This is a genomic window from Natranaerofaba carboxydovora (genome assembly GCF_022539405.1).
Lineage (GTDB): Bacteria > Bacillota > Natranaerobiia > Natranaerobiales > Natranaerofabaceae > Natranaerofaba > Natranaerofaba carboxydovora.
The window spans coordinates 1,012,932-1,028,890 of sequence record NZ_CP054394.1 but is presented as its reverse complement, the minus strand read 5'-3'; the positions used below and the strand labels follow the sequence as shown (position 1 = coordinate 1,028,890).

The window sequence follows — 15,959 nt, the reverse complement described above, 5'->3', positions numbered from 1 at the left end:
TATTTAAAATTAAGCTTAGTTTTCCTTGTTTATACTATACTTTTATTTCATCCGAGGATCTGCAATTCTTTCTAAATCCCTACCAACTAAAGCCAAAGCAACAACAAGTAAAGTAAGGGCAAGCCATGGATATAATAACCACCATTTCCAATAAGGAGTAAAATATATCCCGCTAAAGTTAAGTGCATGGTTTAATATAAGTCCCCAGCTTCTAGAAGTTGGATCACCAAGCCCAATAAAAGCAAGAGAAGCCTCAGTGATTATTGCTCTGCTCGCAAGTCTTATCATACTGACTGATAATATAGGAAAAAGTTCTGGAACAAAATGCTTGTACAATAGATAAAAAGTACTCCCACCATAAAAAGATGCCATTTTCAAATACGGTTGTTCTTTAAGGGAAAGGGCTTGAGATCTGGCAATTCGTGCAGGCCTTGACCAGGAAAAAAGTGATAAAACTATAATTATATTAGTAAGGCTAGAGCCAAAAAAACCCGCTATCACTATCATGGCTGGAAGGTCAGGAAGAGCTATCATTACATCAACTAGTCTCATCACGATCTTATCAAACCATCCACCCTTGTATCCTGCAATAATTCCAATAATACCGCCGCCAAGCCCTGCCAAAAGTGCCGTACCAAGACCTACAATAATACTAACCCTTGCGCCGTAGGTTATCATTGCCCACAGGTCTACACCTAGTTCATCTGTCCCAAGGAAATGCTCTCCACCAGGTGGCTCCAAAGGAGGTCCTGAACTTACATCATGAGGAAAAGCGGAAAGATACGGGGCTAATGTCCCCATAACAATTATAAGTAATAATATAATTACAGCAGTTTTTCCTAAAAAACTAAAAAACCCCCACCACTCTTTAAGTTTTTCCAATCCTCTCACCTACCAAACCATACAAATTCTTTTAGTTGAATTCTTTTTCTGCTGTAGTTTCACATACAGATGTCTTCTTAGGATTAATCACAGGAGCTTTGGTCCTTGGATCAAGTCTTTGATAAAGCACATCTGCAAGAACATTAGCCCCCATTACAGTCAGTGCCATCACCAAAAAAATTCCCTGCAGCAAAGGATAATCCCTGACAAAAACTGCTTCTGTCATTATAGTACCAAGTCCAGGATATGAGAAAACATTCTCTGCAAGCACCGCTCCTCCGATTATACCACCCATCTGAAGACAAACCCTTGTGATAAGGGGAAGGATAGCATTTCTTAGACCGTGAACATATTTTATCCTAAATTTTTTAAGCCCTTTTGCTTTTGCTGTTTTTATGTAATCCTTTGATAGTACAGTTGTCATGCTATTTCGAACTAGAAGATACATACCTCCTACACGACTTAATGTCAAAGTCATAATGGGAAGGGCAGAATGGTACAATATATCTATTATCTGACTCCAGATAGATTCATGCACAGTAAAATGAGTCACCCCTCCTGAAAGAGGGAATAATCCAAGAGAGGCTCCTAAAATAACAAGTAAAAATATTCCTATTAAAAAGGCAGGAATTTCTGAAAATACTATCATCACCAAATAAACGGCTCTATCTTGCCATCCGCCTCTTTTTTCTGCTGAGTAACTTCCAAGAATAATTCCTAAAATTATGCTTAAAGCAGTAGAAAAAATTACCAAAAGCATTGTCCAGGGCAGTCTTTTTAAAATAATTTGACTTACATCTTGATTATAATAATAGCTAAAGCCTAAATTACCAGTTAAAGTATCGCCTAGATAAGAAAAATACTGCCTGTGTACAGGTTCATCCAAACCATAATACTCCCTTAAATATTCTATCTGATCCTCCGAGTAAAAGGTTATAACCTCTCCCGCTTCTCCACCGGCATGTATAAAAGGATCCCCAGGCATAAGCCTGGGTAATGAAAAATTTATGGTGATAAGGAGTAAAAAAGTAATCAAATAACCTAGTATGGTTTTAATCCTTTTACTTCTAGTTGATGTCATAATAACTCTCCTTACTCTCACTTATCTTCTTCAAATATTTCATCGTCTCTATCTAAGTAAGTTATCTTGTGTTGATCAATAGAATGATGGTTATAAACAAAAGTCCAATTATCGTATACATCCTTGTTGTACACATAATGACCTGTAACATAGTAGAGAGGTATCTCAGGGATATCTTCTGCCCAAATTTCCTGAACTTGTTTGATAAGTTCTTCTCGTTTTTCTTCATCAAGCTCTTCACGTTGTTTTTCTCTTATTAAGTCTACATCTTCATTTTCGTAGCCAGGAATTCCACCATATATCCCTGTACCTTCCTTGGCATCATCAAACCTTATACTAAAATAATTCTCTGGGTCATCCCCCCAGCCACCATGGCCCATAATAGCTAACTCATAATTTCCTTCTTTTGATTGGGAGTCTCGTGCTTGAGAATCCATGGAATTTATCTCTAGATCAATTCCAATTTCTCTCAAGTCTTGTCTCAAAAGCTCAGCCATCCTTACTTCTTCTTGATCATCTCCTACAATAATTTCAACGGAAACTTCCTCATTATTATCTATGACATCTGCTTTTTCCATAAGCTCTCTGGCCTTATCTGGGTCATGCTCATATTCTGGCACGTCAGGATTATGCATATGATGATCAGGAGGCAATAACCCCATATTCCCCGGGATACCAGCTCCCCTTGCAACTGTGTTTATTATATTTTCTCGGTCTATAGCATAAGCAAGGGCTTGTCTTGCTTTTTGTTCGTTTAACCAGGAGACATTATCAAAGTTTATTCTGAGCCTGTATGCCCATACTCCAGGTCTTTCAGCTATTTCATAAGTAGGATCATCTTCAAAGCGCTGTAACACATCTTCAGGTATTTCAGCTTGGTCGATATCATTATTTTCAAGTGCCATTACTTCATCACTTACAGGCCTATATTGAAGAACATCCACTTTTTGTTTAGGTCCCCAAAAGTCAGGGTTAGCTTCAAATTCATAAGTACTATGTTCTTCATTGTATTCTTTTAACTTGTAGGGACCACTTCCTATCACAGCTTCTTCATCAGTAAACTGCTGAGGGTCATCAATATCTTCCCAGATGTGCTTAGGAATTATCCTCATCTCGCCAGCTTCTAATACATAAGGAGCATGTGCCCTCTCTGTAGTCATCTTTACTTTGTAATCATCTAGTACTTCAATATCTTCTAAAATATCGAAAACAACAGGTTCACTTATATCCACAGGTGGATGATCTTGGTAATATTCAAAGGAAAAAGCCACATCCTCTGCAGTTAACTCCTCTCCGTCCTGCCATTCTATCCCTTCTCTTATATAAAATGTGTACTCAGTTCCATCTTCAGACACTTCCCAATCTTTTGCTAGCCAGGGGATATGCCCGTTTTCCCCTCTTTCAAGTAAAGAATCAAAGATTAGCCTCATCTTGCTTCTTCCGGGTCCTCGTGCATGATGGGTAAATGGCTGAGGATAACCTTCATCATTAGTATCAAGACGTACTACTACTTCATCATCACTTTTCTCTTGATCAGCTTCACCTTTAGCTGCTTCTTCTGGTTGCTTTTTTTCACCGGTTTCTGTTCCACCACAACCGGCAAAGACCAACACATAAATGGAAATAATTAATATAATTGAAATAAAAGTTGTAAGCTTTTTCATAATGTTTTTCCTCCTCTTTTTCCTTTTTTCAGGGACGGTTCTCCTGCTTCCCCTTCTTTTTTACATATTAAAATCATGACTAGTCATATACTAACTAATTTCTAAAAGTCCAGCTTCAATAAATTCTTTAGTTTTACAACAGCTTGTATTTTCAAATACTTTTGTCGCAGAACCTTCTTCTATTACCTTACCCTCATCTAAGACATAAATCTTTTCTGCAACTTTTCTTGCAAGCTGTAGGTCATGGGTTATATACAAGAGGCTAAACCCTTCCTTATTTTGAAGCCCCTTTAACAGTCTCATAATATTAGCCTGGGTAGAAACATCAAGCATAGAAGTTATCTCATCTGCAATCAATACTTTAGGCTTCATTATCAGCCCTCTAGCTATTGCAAGACGCTGTCTTTGGCCACCGCTTAACGAAGAACACCATCTGTCTAAAAATTCATCATCACTAGGTAGTTGTACAGAGGATAAAACTTTTTTACATCGGTCTGTTCTCTCAGTTGGATCACCTATTTTGTTAATATACAAAGGTTCTGTAACTGCTTCATATACGGTTAAACGATGACTTATTGAACTATAAGGGTCCTGAAGAATTAATTGTATTCCACCTTCTTCTTTGACCACCCAGTTGCCATTTACTTCTTTATTTAAAAATTCAATCTTCCCCTCATCATGAGGGATAAAGCCACACAAAAGGTGTGCAAGGGTAGATTTGCCAGAACCAGAGGGTCCTAGAAGAGCTGCTGTTTCTCCATGCTTTAATGATATATCTACTCCTGCTACTGCACTTACACTACTATTTCCAAGTTCAAAAGATTTCCAAAGTTCTTTTGCCTTTAAAACGTCTGTTATCCCACCTTGATGACATAAAACCTCACGGTTTAATGAAATTTTTTGATGTGTTGGTCTTTCGTTCTTACATTTTTCAATCATCTGAGTACACCTAGAAGAAAAAAGACACTTTTCTTTTTTAGATACTTTCACACCTATCTCTGGCTCTCCAGGTATTCCCCATAGATCTTTATAGGGAAAAACCTCAACAGAGGAATTAATTAAACCTCTAGAATATGGATGGGCTGGATAATCTAGTATTTCATCTGTAACACCTTTTTCCACCATTTCTCCCTGATACATAATCATAAGTTTATCTGTTAGTTTTGTAATAGTACCTATCTCATGAGATATAACTAACATTGAAAAACCTAATTCATTTTGCAAGTTTTTCAAAAGGTTTTGAAGTTTCTCTCTCGAAATTGCATCAAGAGAACTTGTAGGCTCATCTAATATTAATAGTTTTGGTTTGCATGAAAGAGCCATTGCTAAGAGCATCCTTTGCCTCATACCACCGGATAATTGATGTGGATATGCATCTTTCCACTTTATATCTAGGTCTACCATATCGAAGAGTTTTAGCAGTTCTTTTTCTTCTTCAGCTTTAGATAAGCTAGATTTCTTTCGAAGCGGCTCTATAACTTGATCTCCTATTTTCATAACCGGATTTAGAACTTCAAGGGAGTTTTGAAATACTATTGCTGCAGTACTCCAGCGTAGCTCGTTTATTTCTTTAGCAGGTAAGTCAAAAATGTTCTTTTGGTCTATTATTATTTCGCCCTGCTTTTCGTGGGGTGCCGAAATAAGATCCAATAGACTATGAGCAAGGGTACTTTTTCCGCTGCCTGTTTCTCCGATAATACCAACACTTTCACCAGGTTCTAAACTAAATGTAACTTTATTAACTGCTTTGATCTCGTTATCATCAAATAAATATTTAATTGAAAGATCATTTATTGTAAGCATTAAGTAAAACTCTCCCCTTTTACCAGACCTATAAAGTAATTCCAGCCATTAAAAAAACTCCCTTACGAAATGGGAGTTTTACGGCAGGACCAATTGATAAAATTTCACATCCTACGGGCTCACCTCCCTATCTCTCGTAGTTCTTAGGTGAAGCATAACTAGGCAGGTGTCCTGGCTTAGGTTCATAGGTTATCTTCGCCTTCCCAGAGTTACTAACTCCAGTGGCTAAAAGTGAAAATAACCTCCCCATCACAGTGGCGGGACCGCGCCGGCTTTTCACCGACTTCCAATTTAACCCCATATAACAAGCAGGGACCTAGTTATTAAAAATTATATTTAATTGTTGTATATTTAAATATTAGTTTATATTTATAATTGTGTCAAGACTGCTAAGCAAAATTTGTAAGCAAAATTGTAACTACTAAGCAATTTTGTTCCCAGTATACTTGGCTACAAAAATGATATTTATAGTAAAAGAAGTAAAAAAGCTTAACTTGACATATTTTACTGATTAGTCCAAAATAATCTTAAACCATAAAGTTTCATAGAAATAATCTATAGTCTACGAGAGGTGAAAACAATGGAAGAAATCAAGGTTGCCGTAAGCGGAGCTAATGGCCGGATGGGGCAGGAAGTATGCCGCACTGTTCTTAGTGAAGATAATCTAAAGCTTATAGCCGCTTTTGACAGACATGGCGAAGGCGAAGATATAGGTAAAATTCTAGGCGAAGAAGAGCTTAATGTATTTATCGAAAAGCTTACAGAAGAAAATTTGTCATCTAAAAATGCTGATGTAATGGTAGATTTTACAACACCTATGAGTGCAGTAGATAACATAGAAACTGCCTTAAATTGTGGTGTACGCCCGGTAGTTGGTACTACCGGCTTTACTGAAGAGGATGTTTCTCATGTTAAGGAGATTGTAGACAGGCAAAATCTTAGTGCTGTTATTGCACCTAACTTTGCCCTTGGAGCTGTTTTGATGATGAAGTTTGCTGCAGAAGCAGCAAAATATTTCTCCCAGGCAGAAATCGTTGAAACTCATCATGACAAAAAGATTGATGCTCCTTCAGGCACTGCCTTGAAAACAGCAGAACTTATAGATAAAGGTCGTAAAGAAAAGCCCCCAGAAAGAGAAGACCTAATGAAGTTAGATGGGGCAAGAGGTGGCGTAGAAAAAGATGTCCACATCCATAGCATTCGTTTAACCGGTCCTATCGCTCATCAAGAAGTTATTTTTGGTAGCACAGGTCAAACTCTAACAATAAAACACGACTCTTTTCACCGAAATTCTTTTATGCCCGGTGTAGTATTTGCTGTTAACAAAGTAATGGAAACTAAGGGACTTGTCTTTGGTTTAGAAAATCTACTTGAGTAGAATAATTAAAAATCAATTAAGTATCCCAATTACATAAAGCACCTTCTGTCGGTAAAAAGCATATTTATATATGACACCGAAGGAGGTGCTTTTATGTCGTTAAAAGAAAGAAGGTTAGGCATAAGCTTATTTACTTTTCAACTTAAAGAATCAACAATACTAAAGCAAATTGATAGCTTGATTAGTAAAGGAGCAGAAGTAATAATACTGCCCAGGGAAAATACATTTGATTTTAAAAAAGAATATTTAAGTTTACTAAATCTTCTGGTTGTTTTTTCACCAACAGAAGAAATGCTAAAATCATTTATATCTGATAAACCGCCCATTAATCCTGGAAAAATCCCCTTAGTTTTTGCTATGAATTCTAGCACTAAAGAACACTTTAATCTGCTAAAATATTTTACTGAATTAATTGACCAGCAAGGAATATTTTTTGTTCCTTTTGGCATAAACGATAGAGAAGCTAAAATGTTTCAAAGTAGACTAGATCTTATAAGTAAAACATGTAGTGCTGCACTCAAAAACGAACAAATCAAGCCAGTTTTTTTAGAAAATCATAACCTCTGACTAAGCCATCTGACTAAGCCATTCAATGCAAGTTTTTACTGCTCTTTCGTCTTTTCTGAGCTGATGTTTTGCACCGGGTATTATTTTGATTTCTTTAGGTTCCAGTGCTTTTTTGTAAATATCATACGCTTTTTGGTAGGAGATTAACTCGTCCTCGTCGCCATGAACTATAAGTATAGGGGTTGGGGTAACTTTAGCAATGTACTTAATTGGCTTTATGTCATGAATATCTTGTAGCCATCCCTTTGAATCAGAAGGAAATTCTAAATCCCTTAATATCCCTCTATCTCTAAACTCTTTTATTACATCATCTAATTTAGACTCTAAGAAAAGTTCCTCAAAATCAGCAGGACATGCAGCTAGGACAAGCCCTTTTATTCTAGAATCTTCAGAGGCTATATATGAGCTGACCGCCGCACCTGCACTAAAACCCCAAAGATAAACTCCGTTTTCACCAGTTCCGCCGGGATAACTATTGTCAAGATAATCAATTACTGCTCTCAAATCCCTTACCCAACCTTTTAGATCAAAATTTCCTTCACTTTCCTCGGTTCCTCGAAAGTTAAAATGAAAAACCGAAAACCCAGCTTCTACACATTGCTTCGCTAAAGCAGGATAACCTCCATCACCCTCACTATCCTGATTAAATATTGGCTTTTTTTGTCCAGGAATGCCGTGACAGATGATTAAAAGAGGATCTTTTTTATTTGAAGCAGCTTTTTCTTCTTTTTTGTACGTCCAGCCGACTATATTCAATCCATCTACTTCAATATTCAGCTTATCTGTTATCAAATCACATGGCACCTCCAGAGTTCCTCAATTAGCTGGTCAAACTAAGGCTTAGTTTAGCAATTCAATCATCACCGTACTGCTCTTTTAAAAGTGGCTTTATACCACCTTTAGATAAAATTTTCAAAACATAATCAGATAAAGGCTCACCTTGCAGTTCTTTATTTTGAGTAAGATTTTTGACTTTACCTTCTGTTATGTTAACTTCTAATTTATCGCCCTCATTTGTTTCTTTACTTATACCTTTGCATATCATAACAGGCATCCCAAGGTTAATACAGTTTCTATAAAAAATTCTGGCCGCAGATTCTGCTATAATCAAGCTAACGCCACTATGTTTTAAAGTAATTGCAGCATGCTCTCTACTTGAACCACAGCCAAAATTTTCTCCTGCTACAATAATACCACCAGGTTTAAACCTGGAAACAAAATCAGGGTCTACACCTTCCATAGCATGAGCTGCCACATCCTCTGCGTCGGTAAGCTCAAGATAACGACCTGGATAAATCTGGTCAGTATCTATGTTATCACCAAACTTATATGCTTTGCTGCGGATAACTTCTTCCATGAATTATCATCCTTTCGTAAATAAAATATTCTTCTGGTGCAAATATTAATTATAAGGTTTAAATTACATTTCTTGGGTCTGTTATCTTCCCGTTAAGGGCAGTTGTTGCAGCTGTTGCCGGTGAAACAGAATAAATCCTTGCATCTCTACTTCCCATACGACCGGGGAAATTCCTACTGCTTGTTGATGTACAAACTTCACCAGGAGCTAACACTCCTTCATGGGCTCCAAGGCACGGCCCACAGCCAGGTGTAACAATAGCAGCACCTGCCTCGGTAAGTTTTTCCAAAATTCCTTTTCTCGTGATCTCCAACAAAACTCCTTTAGAAGCAGGCACAGCAACTAATCTACATTTAGGATCGATTTTCTTATCACCTATAATTTTTGCTGCTATTTCAAAATCCTCTACACGCCCACCTGTGCAGGTTCCGATAAGGACTTGATCCACCTTTTCCCCTTCGCAGTTATTTATAGGGTGAACATCATCAATACTGCCAGGAAATGCTGCTTGTGGGGTAAGCTCATCCACGCTAAAGTTGTATTCTTCATTGTATTCATAACCGCTATCTGTCTCAAACACTGTAAAAGGCTCTTCCGTCTTTGATTTAACATAGTCAAAAACTTTCTCATCGGGCTCAATATAGCTTGTCTTAGCTCCCATCTCAACAGCCATATTGCAAAGGACCATTCTTTCGGCAAGAGTTAATGATTTGACAGCCTCCCCAGAAAATTCGACCCCTTTGTAAACTGCTATATTTTGTTTTAGCTCACCGAGTATATTTAAAATTATATCCTTTGCCATAACACCGTCTTTTAAATTCCCATCTATGTTTATCTTTATAATCTCCGGTACTCTAAACCATAACTCTCCAGTAAGCATTATGCTTGCCATATCAGTTGCCCCAACACCCGTACCAACTGCACCAAAAGCACCCATTATAGTAGTATGGGAATCTGTCTCAACTATAATTTTGCCAGGCTGTATTAATCCTGCTTCAATCAAAACCTGGTGACAAACCCCCTCATTAATCTCAAATAAATGCTTTATATCCTGATCCCAAACAAATTCTCTCATAGCTTTTTGGTTGTCTGCAGATTGTATTGTCGGAGCCGGAGCATAGTGATCCATAACAAAAGCAATTCTATCCGGGTGTTTAACTTTTTTGCCACCTATTTCGTAAAAAGATCTTATTGTCTGTAAGTACAAATCATTTACTTCTGCAACATCAACTTCACAGTTGATAATCTCACCTGTACTTACTGTTTCTTTTCCAGCATGTTTAGCAAGAATTTTTTCTATAGCGTGCATAGGTTTGTTGTTACTCATCAGTAATCTTCCCTCCTTAATCCACTTAATAACTATTAATTCTTTGATATTGTCATCTATACCTGCAAACCACTTTTTATCTCCTTCGCCTTACCATAAGTGTATTTTCTCCAGATCCATTCAAAAGGACCAAATTTGTAATACTTAAGCCAAACACTACTTATGACCATTTGAAGAACAAAGAAAGCTATAGTAAAAATAACACCTGTAAAGACACTCATATTACCTATATAACCTAAACCGTGCCCATAAAACACCAGTGAGCACACTATGCACTGAACCAGATAATTTGTAAGTGCCATTCTACCAACTGATTGAAGAGGATAAAGGACTTTGGCAAACATACTCTTTCTAAGAAGCTTAATCAAAGAAGTTATATAAAATAGTGATATAGAAACAGTGCCTACTTCAAAGAAAAATGCATAAACAGGAGATAGACCCGTCCCATTTAGACCCAGAACAGGATATCCTGATAACAGCATAGCTATTAATGAGACTCCCCCAACTATTCCAGTAACTTTCCAGATTTTATTTATTAAAGCTAAATTATCTTTAATATTTTCAAAAATATTCATCTTCCCAGCTATCATACCAATCAAAAACATTGCAAGGGTTTTTGGGATTATAAAGATAAAATAGAACAGCAAAAATGGCAGTTCATTTGTAATTCTAAAGCCTATAATCTCCAGGTAATTACCATTTCTAAATACTTCAAAAGATTGCTCCACCATTTGGGGAGAAACCATATAACTACTAGTGTCCATTGCTTGAAAAGCCATAGGGGAAGCAGAAAACATTAAGGAAGAAGCTATTATAGAAAATGTAAGTAGTATTAGTACCCAGCGTCTTAAAACCTTCACAGGCTTATCTTTAAATAAAACAAGTATAAAACCACCAAGTGCGTAAACATGAAGTATATCGCCCCACCATACTAAGATCAAATTCAATAGACCAAAGATAAATAACGAAAACATCCTTCTTTTGAATAATGGCTTTGACTCTAATCCTTTGTCCTCGGCTCTACTTATAAAAATGTAAAACCCAAGCCCAAACAGAAAAGAAAAGATAGTATAAAATTTCCCTTCTGCAAAAAAGCTAACTAATGTTGCTGTAATCTGGTCCAAGCCAGGACTTAATTCTAGTGGATTAAGCAGGGGAACCTGACCTACAAGTGTTGCGGTAAAAGTTGTGTTAAAATAAAAAACATTAACTAAAAGTACCCCGAACAAAGCAAAACCTCTAATAATATCAATGTCTTTAATCCTTTTCTTTTCACTTATTGGAGTGTGTAGTACCTTATTATTATTCATTAAAGAACCTCCTAACTTTCATATGTCTATATTATAGGTGGTATCTCATTTATAAAGGTGAATAGTGAATGACCACAGGAAGTATAAGCAGTACAAAAGCAATACTCAAAAGAATTTTAGTGTGAAGCTTACTTAGTTTTTTGCTTTGTTTACTTTTGAACCAACCTCTAAATTGAAGTACATTCCTATAAAAAACTAAGATTAGTAATATATTAGCAGTTCCAGGCATCCAAGCATATTCTGAAATACTTACATTAATCAAATTATAGAACCAAGTTTCCAAAGCAAACAATAACGAGATCCCCAATATAAAGATAAACAAAACCCTGACAAATTCTAAAGCTAAAGATATTGCACTTGGTTGTTTCATGTTTTAGCTCTCACCTCTATAGTTTTATTTTTCTACCTCTATAAATTATATTCTACAAGGAAAAGTTGCTATCCTTTACTAAGCATCTTTCTATAGATAATAATTATATTTTTAGAGATTTGCATCGAAAAATCAAATTTATCAAACCTTATAGATTGTGTTACTCTAAACAAAGTATAACACTATTTTAAAAATAAATCCTAGTAATTAAGGAGGACTTCCATGAAACATGAAATAAGTATCGAAAAGATAAAACAAGATGCTGAAAATATGTACAGGCATGGAGAATTTTATTGCTCGGAGGCAATAGTGTGCTCAATCAAAGAAAACATTGAACTTGATCTAGCTGATGATGCGATTGCAATGGCGTCCGGGTTTCCTGTAGGGATTGGAACATCTAGATGTGTATGTGGAGCTGTCTCTGGCGGGGTTATGATGCTTGGATATTTTTTTGGTAGAACAAAAAAAAGTGATCCTAATGTGAATAGAACCCTTGAGCTAGCAAATGAACTACAGCAAAGCTTCAAAGACAATCATAAACATCTTTGCTGTCGTATTCTCACTAAAGATATGGATCTTTCTACTGGGGAACATATGGAACAATGTATTTCCTTTACCGGGGAAATAGCAGAAAAAACCACAAATATAATTGTAAGAGAGCTAGAACTTATAAATATTGATAATTAAATAATATATAAACTAAATTTAAACTAAAGTCAGCTCCCATAATTTAAGCTTGGAAGCTGACTTTTTATCTTTATTAATTATATGGCCCTTTTGTTGCAGGTGTGTCCTTTTTTAGATGTCTTTCTTCTCTTGCTCTCTGTAGAATTATTATTGCAAGTATTATAAAACTTCCTCCGATAAACTGTCCTATTGTCAGCCTTTCATTAAATATCAGTGCAGCTAAAAATGCTGTTACTACAGGTTCTAACGTACTTACAATCGATGCCTTCGCAGGTCCTATTACACTTAATCCAAGATAAAAACCACCTATTGCTAAAAATGTGGATAAAACAGCAAGGCCAATGCCACTATAGATAACTTCTCTGCTGATTGATAAACTTAATTGATTTGTTATTAGACCACCGGTCAAATAACTAACACCCGAAGAAATCGTAATAACTGCAGAACCAGGCAGCCAATGTACGCTTTTTAACATTCTATTACTTCCCACTATATATAAGGAATACATACCGGCAGCTAATAATACTGCAACTATTCCAATAGGATCTGCATCTTCAAAAGCCGGCCCAAGCACAAATAATAAGCCGCCCTTTGATGTCAAAAGTGCAAAAACTTTTGATGGAGTCATTATCTCATCACCAAGCAAATATGCAACCACACAAACCACGATAGGATAAATAGAAAGTAAAAAACCCGCTAGAGAAGCAGGAATTAATGAGACACCATAAAAGTACAAAGTGGTAAAAAAGGCATAACCTATAACGCCAAGACCTATTAAATTTAATAGTTGATTTAATTTAAGATTCCAGGGAGTTCTTGTTAAGTATAATGCCAGAAGAAACAAAATACCGGCAATACCAAAACGAAAAGTTAGTAGTGTAATTACATTAGCACCATAATTATAAGCTAGTTGGGCAAATATTGTAGTAGATCCAAAACCTGCTGCTGCAATTGAAGTTACAATGATTCCCTGTCTTTGATTCATCATTGTTTACTCCCCCTTTCGCTATATTTTTTATAATATTTAATATTTAATTTATTACCTGATCAAAAATCTATAATTCTTATAAGGGAGTCCTAGTTATTTGATAGCAATATTTTTTATACTATTGTATATAAGCGTATACGCTAGCTATGCATGTTTATTTTTTATCAACAGTTCTATATGGCTTATATTCTGGCTACAGAGTAACATATGGCTTTTTTATCATGCAATAAGTTAAAATTAATTTTATTTAATTTTTTATTCTTTAATTATTCAAATATTAATTTAATCAAGATGGATTTATAAATCAACTATTTATTGACAATTCAACTTTGAAGTAATATTATAAAAGAGGTGTAATATTTTTATTTAATTTCAGCAAGGAGGTGAAAACCTGATATAATATATCAGGGATAATTATGTATATAGTATTTTTAGCTATTCCTTTACTTGTAATAATAATTTTCCTAGTCCTTAGATTAAAATTTCACTTCAACACATGTCAGAACGTCTCTGAAAAAAATCCAGGAGAAAAGCTTTCAGGGTGTCCTGATTGGACTTTGGTTGATAAAGAAGATGATGATGAGGTAGAAAATTATATCGATGAAAAATAAGTAAAGTTAAAAAAATAAGCTCATTTCTGTGAGCTTATTTTTTTAACTTTACTTACTCAACTATAATTATGTGACTAGACTTTTTGCAGTAGGATCATTATTCTAAAACAAATTCTTCAATTGTTTTATTAAACTTTTCTGGGGCTTCTAAAACTAGCATATGCGTACAGTTTTTAAACTTATCAATCTTAGCTTTAGGAATCTTCTCAATTATATATTCTGCTGTTTCTTTGGAGTATAAAGTACTCTCATCACCATAAATAACAAGGGTTGGAACATCTATTTTTGCTAGATCATCTCTATAATCAGCACTTGTCATAGCAATCCACATTGCATACATAACATGGGGTGTATTTGTCCTTGTCTCTTTCAAAGAAATTTTAAATTCTTCTTCACTAAGTCCAGGCGCCACATTCTTAAGAAATTCTTCAGCAAATATTTCCCAATCTTCACACATTGTACTTAGGACATTTAAGTTATCATCATGATCAAATTTTCCGTGATATAAACCAAGTTTCCACTCATCATCATTAATCAATTTTGGAGACATGTCAACTACTACAGCTTTTTCTAGCCGCTTTGTCCCAAAGTTTTTGACATATTCAAAAAGAACATGAGCCCCCATAGACCATCCAACCATTGTTACATCATAAAGCCCTAGATAATCAAGTAACTGTTCCAAATCTTTTGCAAATCTATTGAGTGTCAAACCCTGTTCTGGCCTATCTGAAGCTCCATGCCCCCTATGGTCATATGTGATAACTCTAAATTTCGATCTTAAAGCTGGAGCTGTAAATCCATAGTGCAGCCTACTTCCTGACCAACCATGTAATAATACCACCGGCTTACCCTCACCTTTGTCCTCATAATAAATACTCACCCTATCATCCGTAACAAAAAAAGGCATTATAACCCTCCTTGGTTCATTTTTATAAATTGTAAACTTTTATGCATTAAAAATAAACTTTATAGAATACAAATTAACAGGTAATTTGTTTTTATACCTTTAAGGAAGTGATGGTAGTAAAGGATGGTCAACAGGGCCCCACCTACACTTTGAAATATTGATATACGATGAGGTTGATGATAGCTGGAACTCTGTTGACCCAAACAAATTATTCAATAACCAGATTCCAAATATGGCTGATACATCATAATTGCATGATTTTCTGTCACATATTCATCGTCAATTAATTCTCCTTGAAGATTGTAAACCTTCCTATGAATTATATTATGCCTTACATAGCCACCCCAGTATTCGTGTGTAATCCAGTGATCCTTTTCGTATACTTCATAAGAGTGACACGGCTCAGTTTCGCTCCTCCATTCTCCAACTAAATAATCATCTGTCAAATAAACTATTAATTGATATGACTGATCTGTTTCATTACATATCTGCAGATCAATATAGTTATAAGAACAGGTAGCACCACTTCCAAATGGCAAAACTCTATTAGCATCAGGAAAAACATCATAGGTATGGCGATATCTTTCTTTAATGGTCAAGGGAGTATGAAGAGTCATCCAGTAAATTAAATTAGATAATTGACATAGTCCTCCCCCTATTCCCTCAATAATTTGACCATAAGACAATACCATACCTGTACGATAACCATTTCTTTTAGACGGTTTTCCTATCAAGCGCCAAAAAGAAAAAGTTTCCCCGGGGTTAATAACAATTTTATTAATTTTTTGGGTTGCAATCTTTAGATTTTCCACTTTATTGTACTGCATCCACATATCAACATTTTTAAGTTTTCGAAGTAAAGGTGTTTGATGTTCAAACACCTTTTCGCTTAAGACTTCATTATTATAGGTTTTAGCCCATCTTTCACCACTAAAACACCATTGTAAATATCTTTTAAATTTATAATAGCATTTTCCGAGAGTGATTCTAAGCTCTGATCTTTTGATAGGTTGTTTCATAAGTCCTC

Annotated in this window: 16 protein-coding genes and 1 riboswitch; of the genes, 4 read left to right on the top strand and 12 right to left on the bottom strand. The window is 35.6% G+C overall.

Annotation, left to right across the window (positions count from 1 at the left end):
• Positions 1-42 precede the first annotated feature (42 nt).
• The 4 genes from ACONDI_RS05015 to ACONDI_RS05000 all read right to left on the bottom strand — a co-directional run bounded on the left by ACONDI_RS05015 (position 43) and on the right by ACONDI_RS05000 (position 5,430).
• Entirely contained in the window at positions 43-891 is an 849-nt protein-coding gene (locus tag ACONDI_RS05015) for an ABC transporter permease (protein ID WP_420848162.1), read from the bottom strand.
• Between the two features lie 22 nt (positions 892-913).
• A complete protein-coding gene (locus tag ACONDI_RS05010; RefSeq protein ID WP_241080387.1) occupies positions 914-1,963 on the bottom strand; it encodes an ABC transporter permease in 1,050 nt (349 codons plus the stop codon).
• A 17-nt stretch (positions 1,964-1,980) separates the two neighbouring features.
• Positions 1,981-3,627 (bottom strand): ABC transporter substrate-binding protein, encoded by a 1,647-nt coding sequence (locus ACONDI_RS05005; RefSeq protein WP_241080386.1) that lies wholly within the window; start codon positions 3,625-3,627, stop codon positions 1,981-1,983.
• 90 nt (positions 3,628-3,717) lie between these two features.
• On the bottom strand, positions 3,718-5,430 hold the full coding sequence (locus ACONDI_RS05000; protein WP_241080385.1) for an ABC transporter ATP-binding protein: 1,713 nt from the start codon (positions 5,428-5,430) through the stop codon (positions 3,718-3,720).
• Between the two features lie 144 nt (positions 5,431-5,574).
• Positions 5,575-5,765, bottom strand: a riboswitch (cobalamin riboswitch).
• Positions 5,766-6,010: 245 nt separating this feature from the next.
• On the opposite strand from ACONDI_RS05000, the gene dapB reads away from it, so the two are divergent.
• Positions 6,011-6,808 carry a 4-hydroxy-tetrahydrodipicolinate reductase gene (gene dapB, locus ACONDI_RS04995; protein WP_241080384.1) on the top strand — a complete coding sequence of 266 codons (798 nt, stop codon included), beginning with the start codon at positions 6,011-6,013 and terminating at the stop codon, positions 6,806-6,808.
• Positions 6,809-6,901: 93 nt separating this feature from the next.
• A complete protein-coding gene (locus tag ACONDI_RS04990; RefSeq protein WP_241080383.1) occupies positions 6,902-7,375 on the top strand; it encodes an HFCD family protein in 474 nt (157 codons plus the stop codon).
• On the opposite strand, the gene ACONDI_RS04985 is transcribed toward ACONDI_RS04990, so the two are convergent.
• The 5 genes from ACONDI_RS04985 to ACONDI_RS04965 form a co-directional block, all read right to left on the bottom strand.
• Positions 7,376-8,167: an alpha/beta hydrolase gene (locus ACONDI_RS04985; RefSeq protein WP_241080382.1), complete on the bottom strand. Its 792-nt coding sequence runs from the start codon at positions 8,165-8,167 to the stop codon at positions 7,376-7,378. It abuts the gene before it with no gap.
• A gap of 61 nt (positions 8,168-8,228) precedes the next feature.
• Positions 8,229-8,732 carry a 3-isopropylmalate dehydratase small subunit gene (locus ACONDI_RS04980; protein WP_241080381.1) on the bottom strand — a complete coding sequence of 168 codons (504 nt, stop codon included), beginning with the start codon at positions 8,730-8,732 and terminating at the stop codon, positions 8,229-8,231.
• Between the two features lie 58 nt (positions 8,733-8,790).
• Positions 8,791-10,059 carry a 3-isopropylmalate dehydratase large subunit gene (locus ACONDI_RS04975; RefSeq protein ID WP_241080380.1) on the bottom strand — a complete coding sequence of 423 codons (1,269 nt, stop codon included), beginning with the start codon at positions 10,057-10,059 and terminating at the stop codon, positions 8,791-8,793.
• A 56-nt stretch (positions 10,060-10,115) separates the two neighbouring features.
• Entirely contained in the window at positions 10,116-11,369 is a 1,254-nt protein-coding gene (locus tag ACONDI_RS04970) for a DUF418 domain-containing protein (protein WP_241080379.1), read from the bottom strand.
• Positions 11,370-11,418: 49 nt separating this feature from the next.
• The gene (locus ACONDI_RS04965; RefSeq protein WP_241080378.1) at positions 11,419-11,739 is read right to left on the bottom strand and encodes a hypothetical protein; all 321 of its coding nucleotides are present in this window, start codon (positions 11,737-11,739) and stop codon (positions 11,419-11,421) included.
• Between the two features lie 222 nt (positions 11,740-11,961).
• Between ACONDI_RS04965 and ACONDI_RS04960 the strand changes: the two genes are divergently transcribed.
• Entirely contained in the window at positions 11,962-12,426 is a 465-nt protein-coding gene (locus tag ACONDI_RS04960; protein ID WP_241080377.1) for a C-GCAxxG-C-C family protein, read from the top strand.
• 73 nt (positions 12,427-12,499) lie between these two features.
• Here the strand turns inward: ACONDI_RS04960 and ACONDI_RS04955 are convergent, their stop codons facing one another.
• Positions 12,500-13,414, bottom strand: a complete 915-nt coding sequence (locus ACONDI_RS04955; RefSeq protein ID WP_241080376.1) for a DMT family transporter — start codon at positions 13,412-13,414, stop codon at positions 12,500-12,502.
• 416 nt (positions 13,415-13,830) lie between these two features.
• On the opposite strand from ACONDI_RS04955, the gene ACONDI_RS04950 reads away from it, so the two are divergent.
• Positions 13,831-14,025: a hypothetical protein gene (locus tag ACONDI_RS04950; protein WP_241080375.1), complete on the top strand. Its 195-nt coding sequence runs from the start codon at positions 13,831-13,833 to the stop codon at positions 14,023-14,025.
• Positions 14,026-14,122: 97 nt separating this feature from the next.
• On the opposite strand, the gene ACONDI_RS04945 is transcribed toward ACONDI_RS04950, so the two are convergent.
• Together ACONDI_RS04945 and ACONDI_RS04940 are read right to left on the bottom strand one after the other, a co-directional pair.
• Positions 14,123-14,932: an alpha/beta fold hydrolase gene (locus tag ACONDI_RS04945; RefSeq protein WP_241080374.1), complete on the bottom strand. Its 810-nt coding sequence runs from the start codon at positions 14,930-14,932 to the stop codon at positions 14,123-14,125.
• A gap of 212 nt (positions 14,933-15,144) precedes the next feature.
• On the bottom strand, positions 15,145-15,951 hold the full coding sequence (locus ACONDI_RS04940) for a VanW family protein (RefSeq protein ID WP_241080373.1): 807 nt from the start codon (positions 15,949-15,951) through the stop codon (positions 15,145-15,147).
• Between the last annotated feature and the right edge of the window lie 8 nt (positions 15,952-15,959).

Excerpts from the sequence above, each read along its gene's own strand:
- ACONDI_RS05010 (WP_241080387.1), bottom strand. The coding sequence starts at position 1,963 with ATGACATCAACTAGAAGTAAAAGGATTAAAACCATACTAGGTTATTTG.
- ACONDI_RS05005 (WP_241080386.1), bottom strand. The coding sequence starts at position 3,627 with ATGAAAAAGCTTACAACTTTTATTTCAATTATATTAATTATTTCCATT.
- ACONDI_RS05000 (WP_241080385.1), bottom strand. The coding sequence starts at position 5,430 with ATGCTTACAATAAATGATCTTTCAATTAAATATTTATTTGATGATAAC.
- dapB (WP_241080384.1), top strand. The coding sequence starts at position 6,011 with ATGGAAGAAATCAAGGTTGCCGTAAGCGGAGCTAATGGCCGGATGGGG.
- ACONDI_RS04990 (WP_241080383.1), top strand. The coding sequence starts at position 6,902 with ATGTCGTTAAAAGAAAGAAGGTTAGGCATAAGCTTATTTACTTTTCAA.
- ACONDI_RS04980 (WP_241080381.1), bottom strand. The coding sequence starts at position 8,732 with ATGGAAGAAGTTATCCGCAGCAAAGCATATAAGTTTGGTGATAACATA.
- ACONDI_RS04975 (WP_241080380.1), bottom strand. The coding sequence starts at position 10,059 with ATGAGTAACAACAAACCTATGCACGCTATAGAAAAAATTCTTGCTAAA.
- ACONDI_RS04970 (WP_241080379.1), bottom strand. The coding sequence starts at position 11,369 with ATGAATAATAATAAGGTACTACACACTCCAATAAGTGAAAAGAAAAGG.
- ACONDI_RS04965 (WP_241080378.1), bottom strand. The coding sequence starts at position 11,739 with ATGAAACAACCAAGTGCAATATCTTTAGCTTTAGAATTTGTCAGGGTT.
- ACONDI_RS04960 (WP_241080377.1), top strand. The coding sequence starts at position 11,962 with ATGAAACATGAAATAAGTATCGAAAAGATAAAACAAGATGCTGAAAAT.
- ACONDI_RS04955 (WP_241080376.1), bottom strand. The coding sequence starts at position 13,414 with ATGATGAATCAAAGACAGGGAATCATTGTAACTTCAATTGCAGCAGCA.
- ACONDI_RS04950 (WP_241080375.1), top strand. The coding sequence starts at position 13,831 with ATGTATATAGTATTTTTAGCTATTCCTTTACTTGTAATAATAATTTTC.
- ACONDI_RS04945 (WP_241080374.1), bottom strand. The coding sequence starts at position 14,932 with ATGCCTTTTTTTGTTACGGATGATAGGGTGAGTATTTATTATGAGGAC.
- ACONDI_RS04940 (WP_241080373.1), bottom strand. The coding sequence starts at position 15,951 with ATGAAACAACCTATCAAAAGATCAGAGCTTAGAATCACTCTCGGAAAA.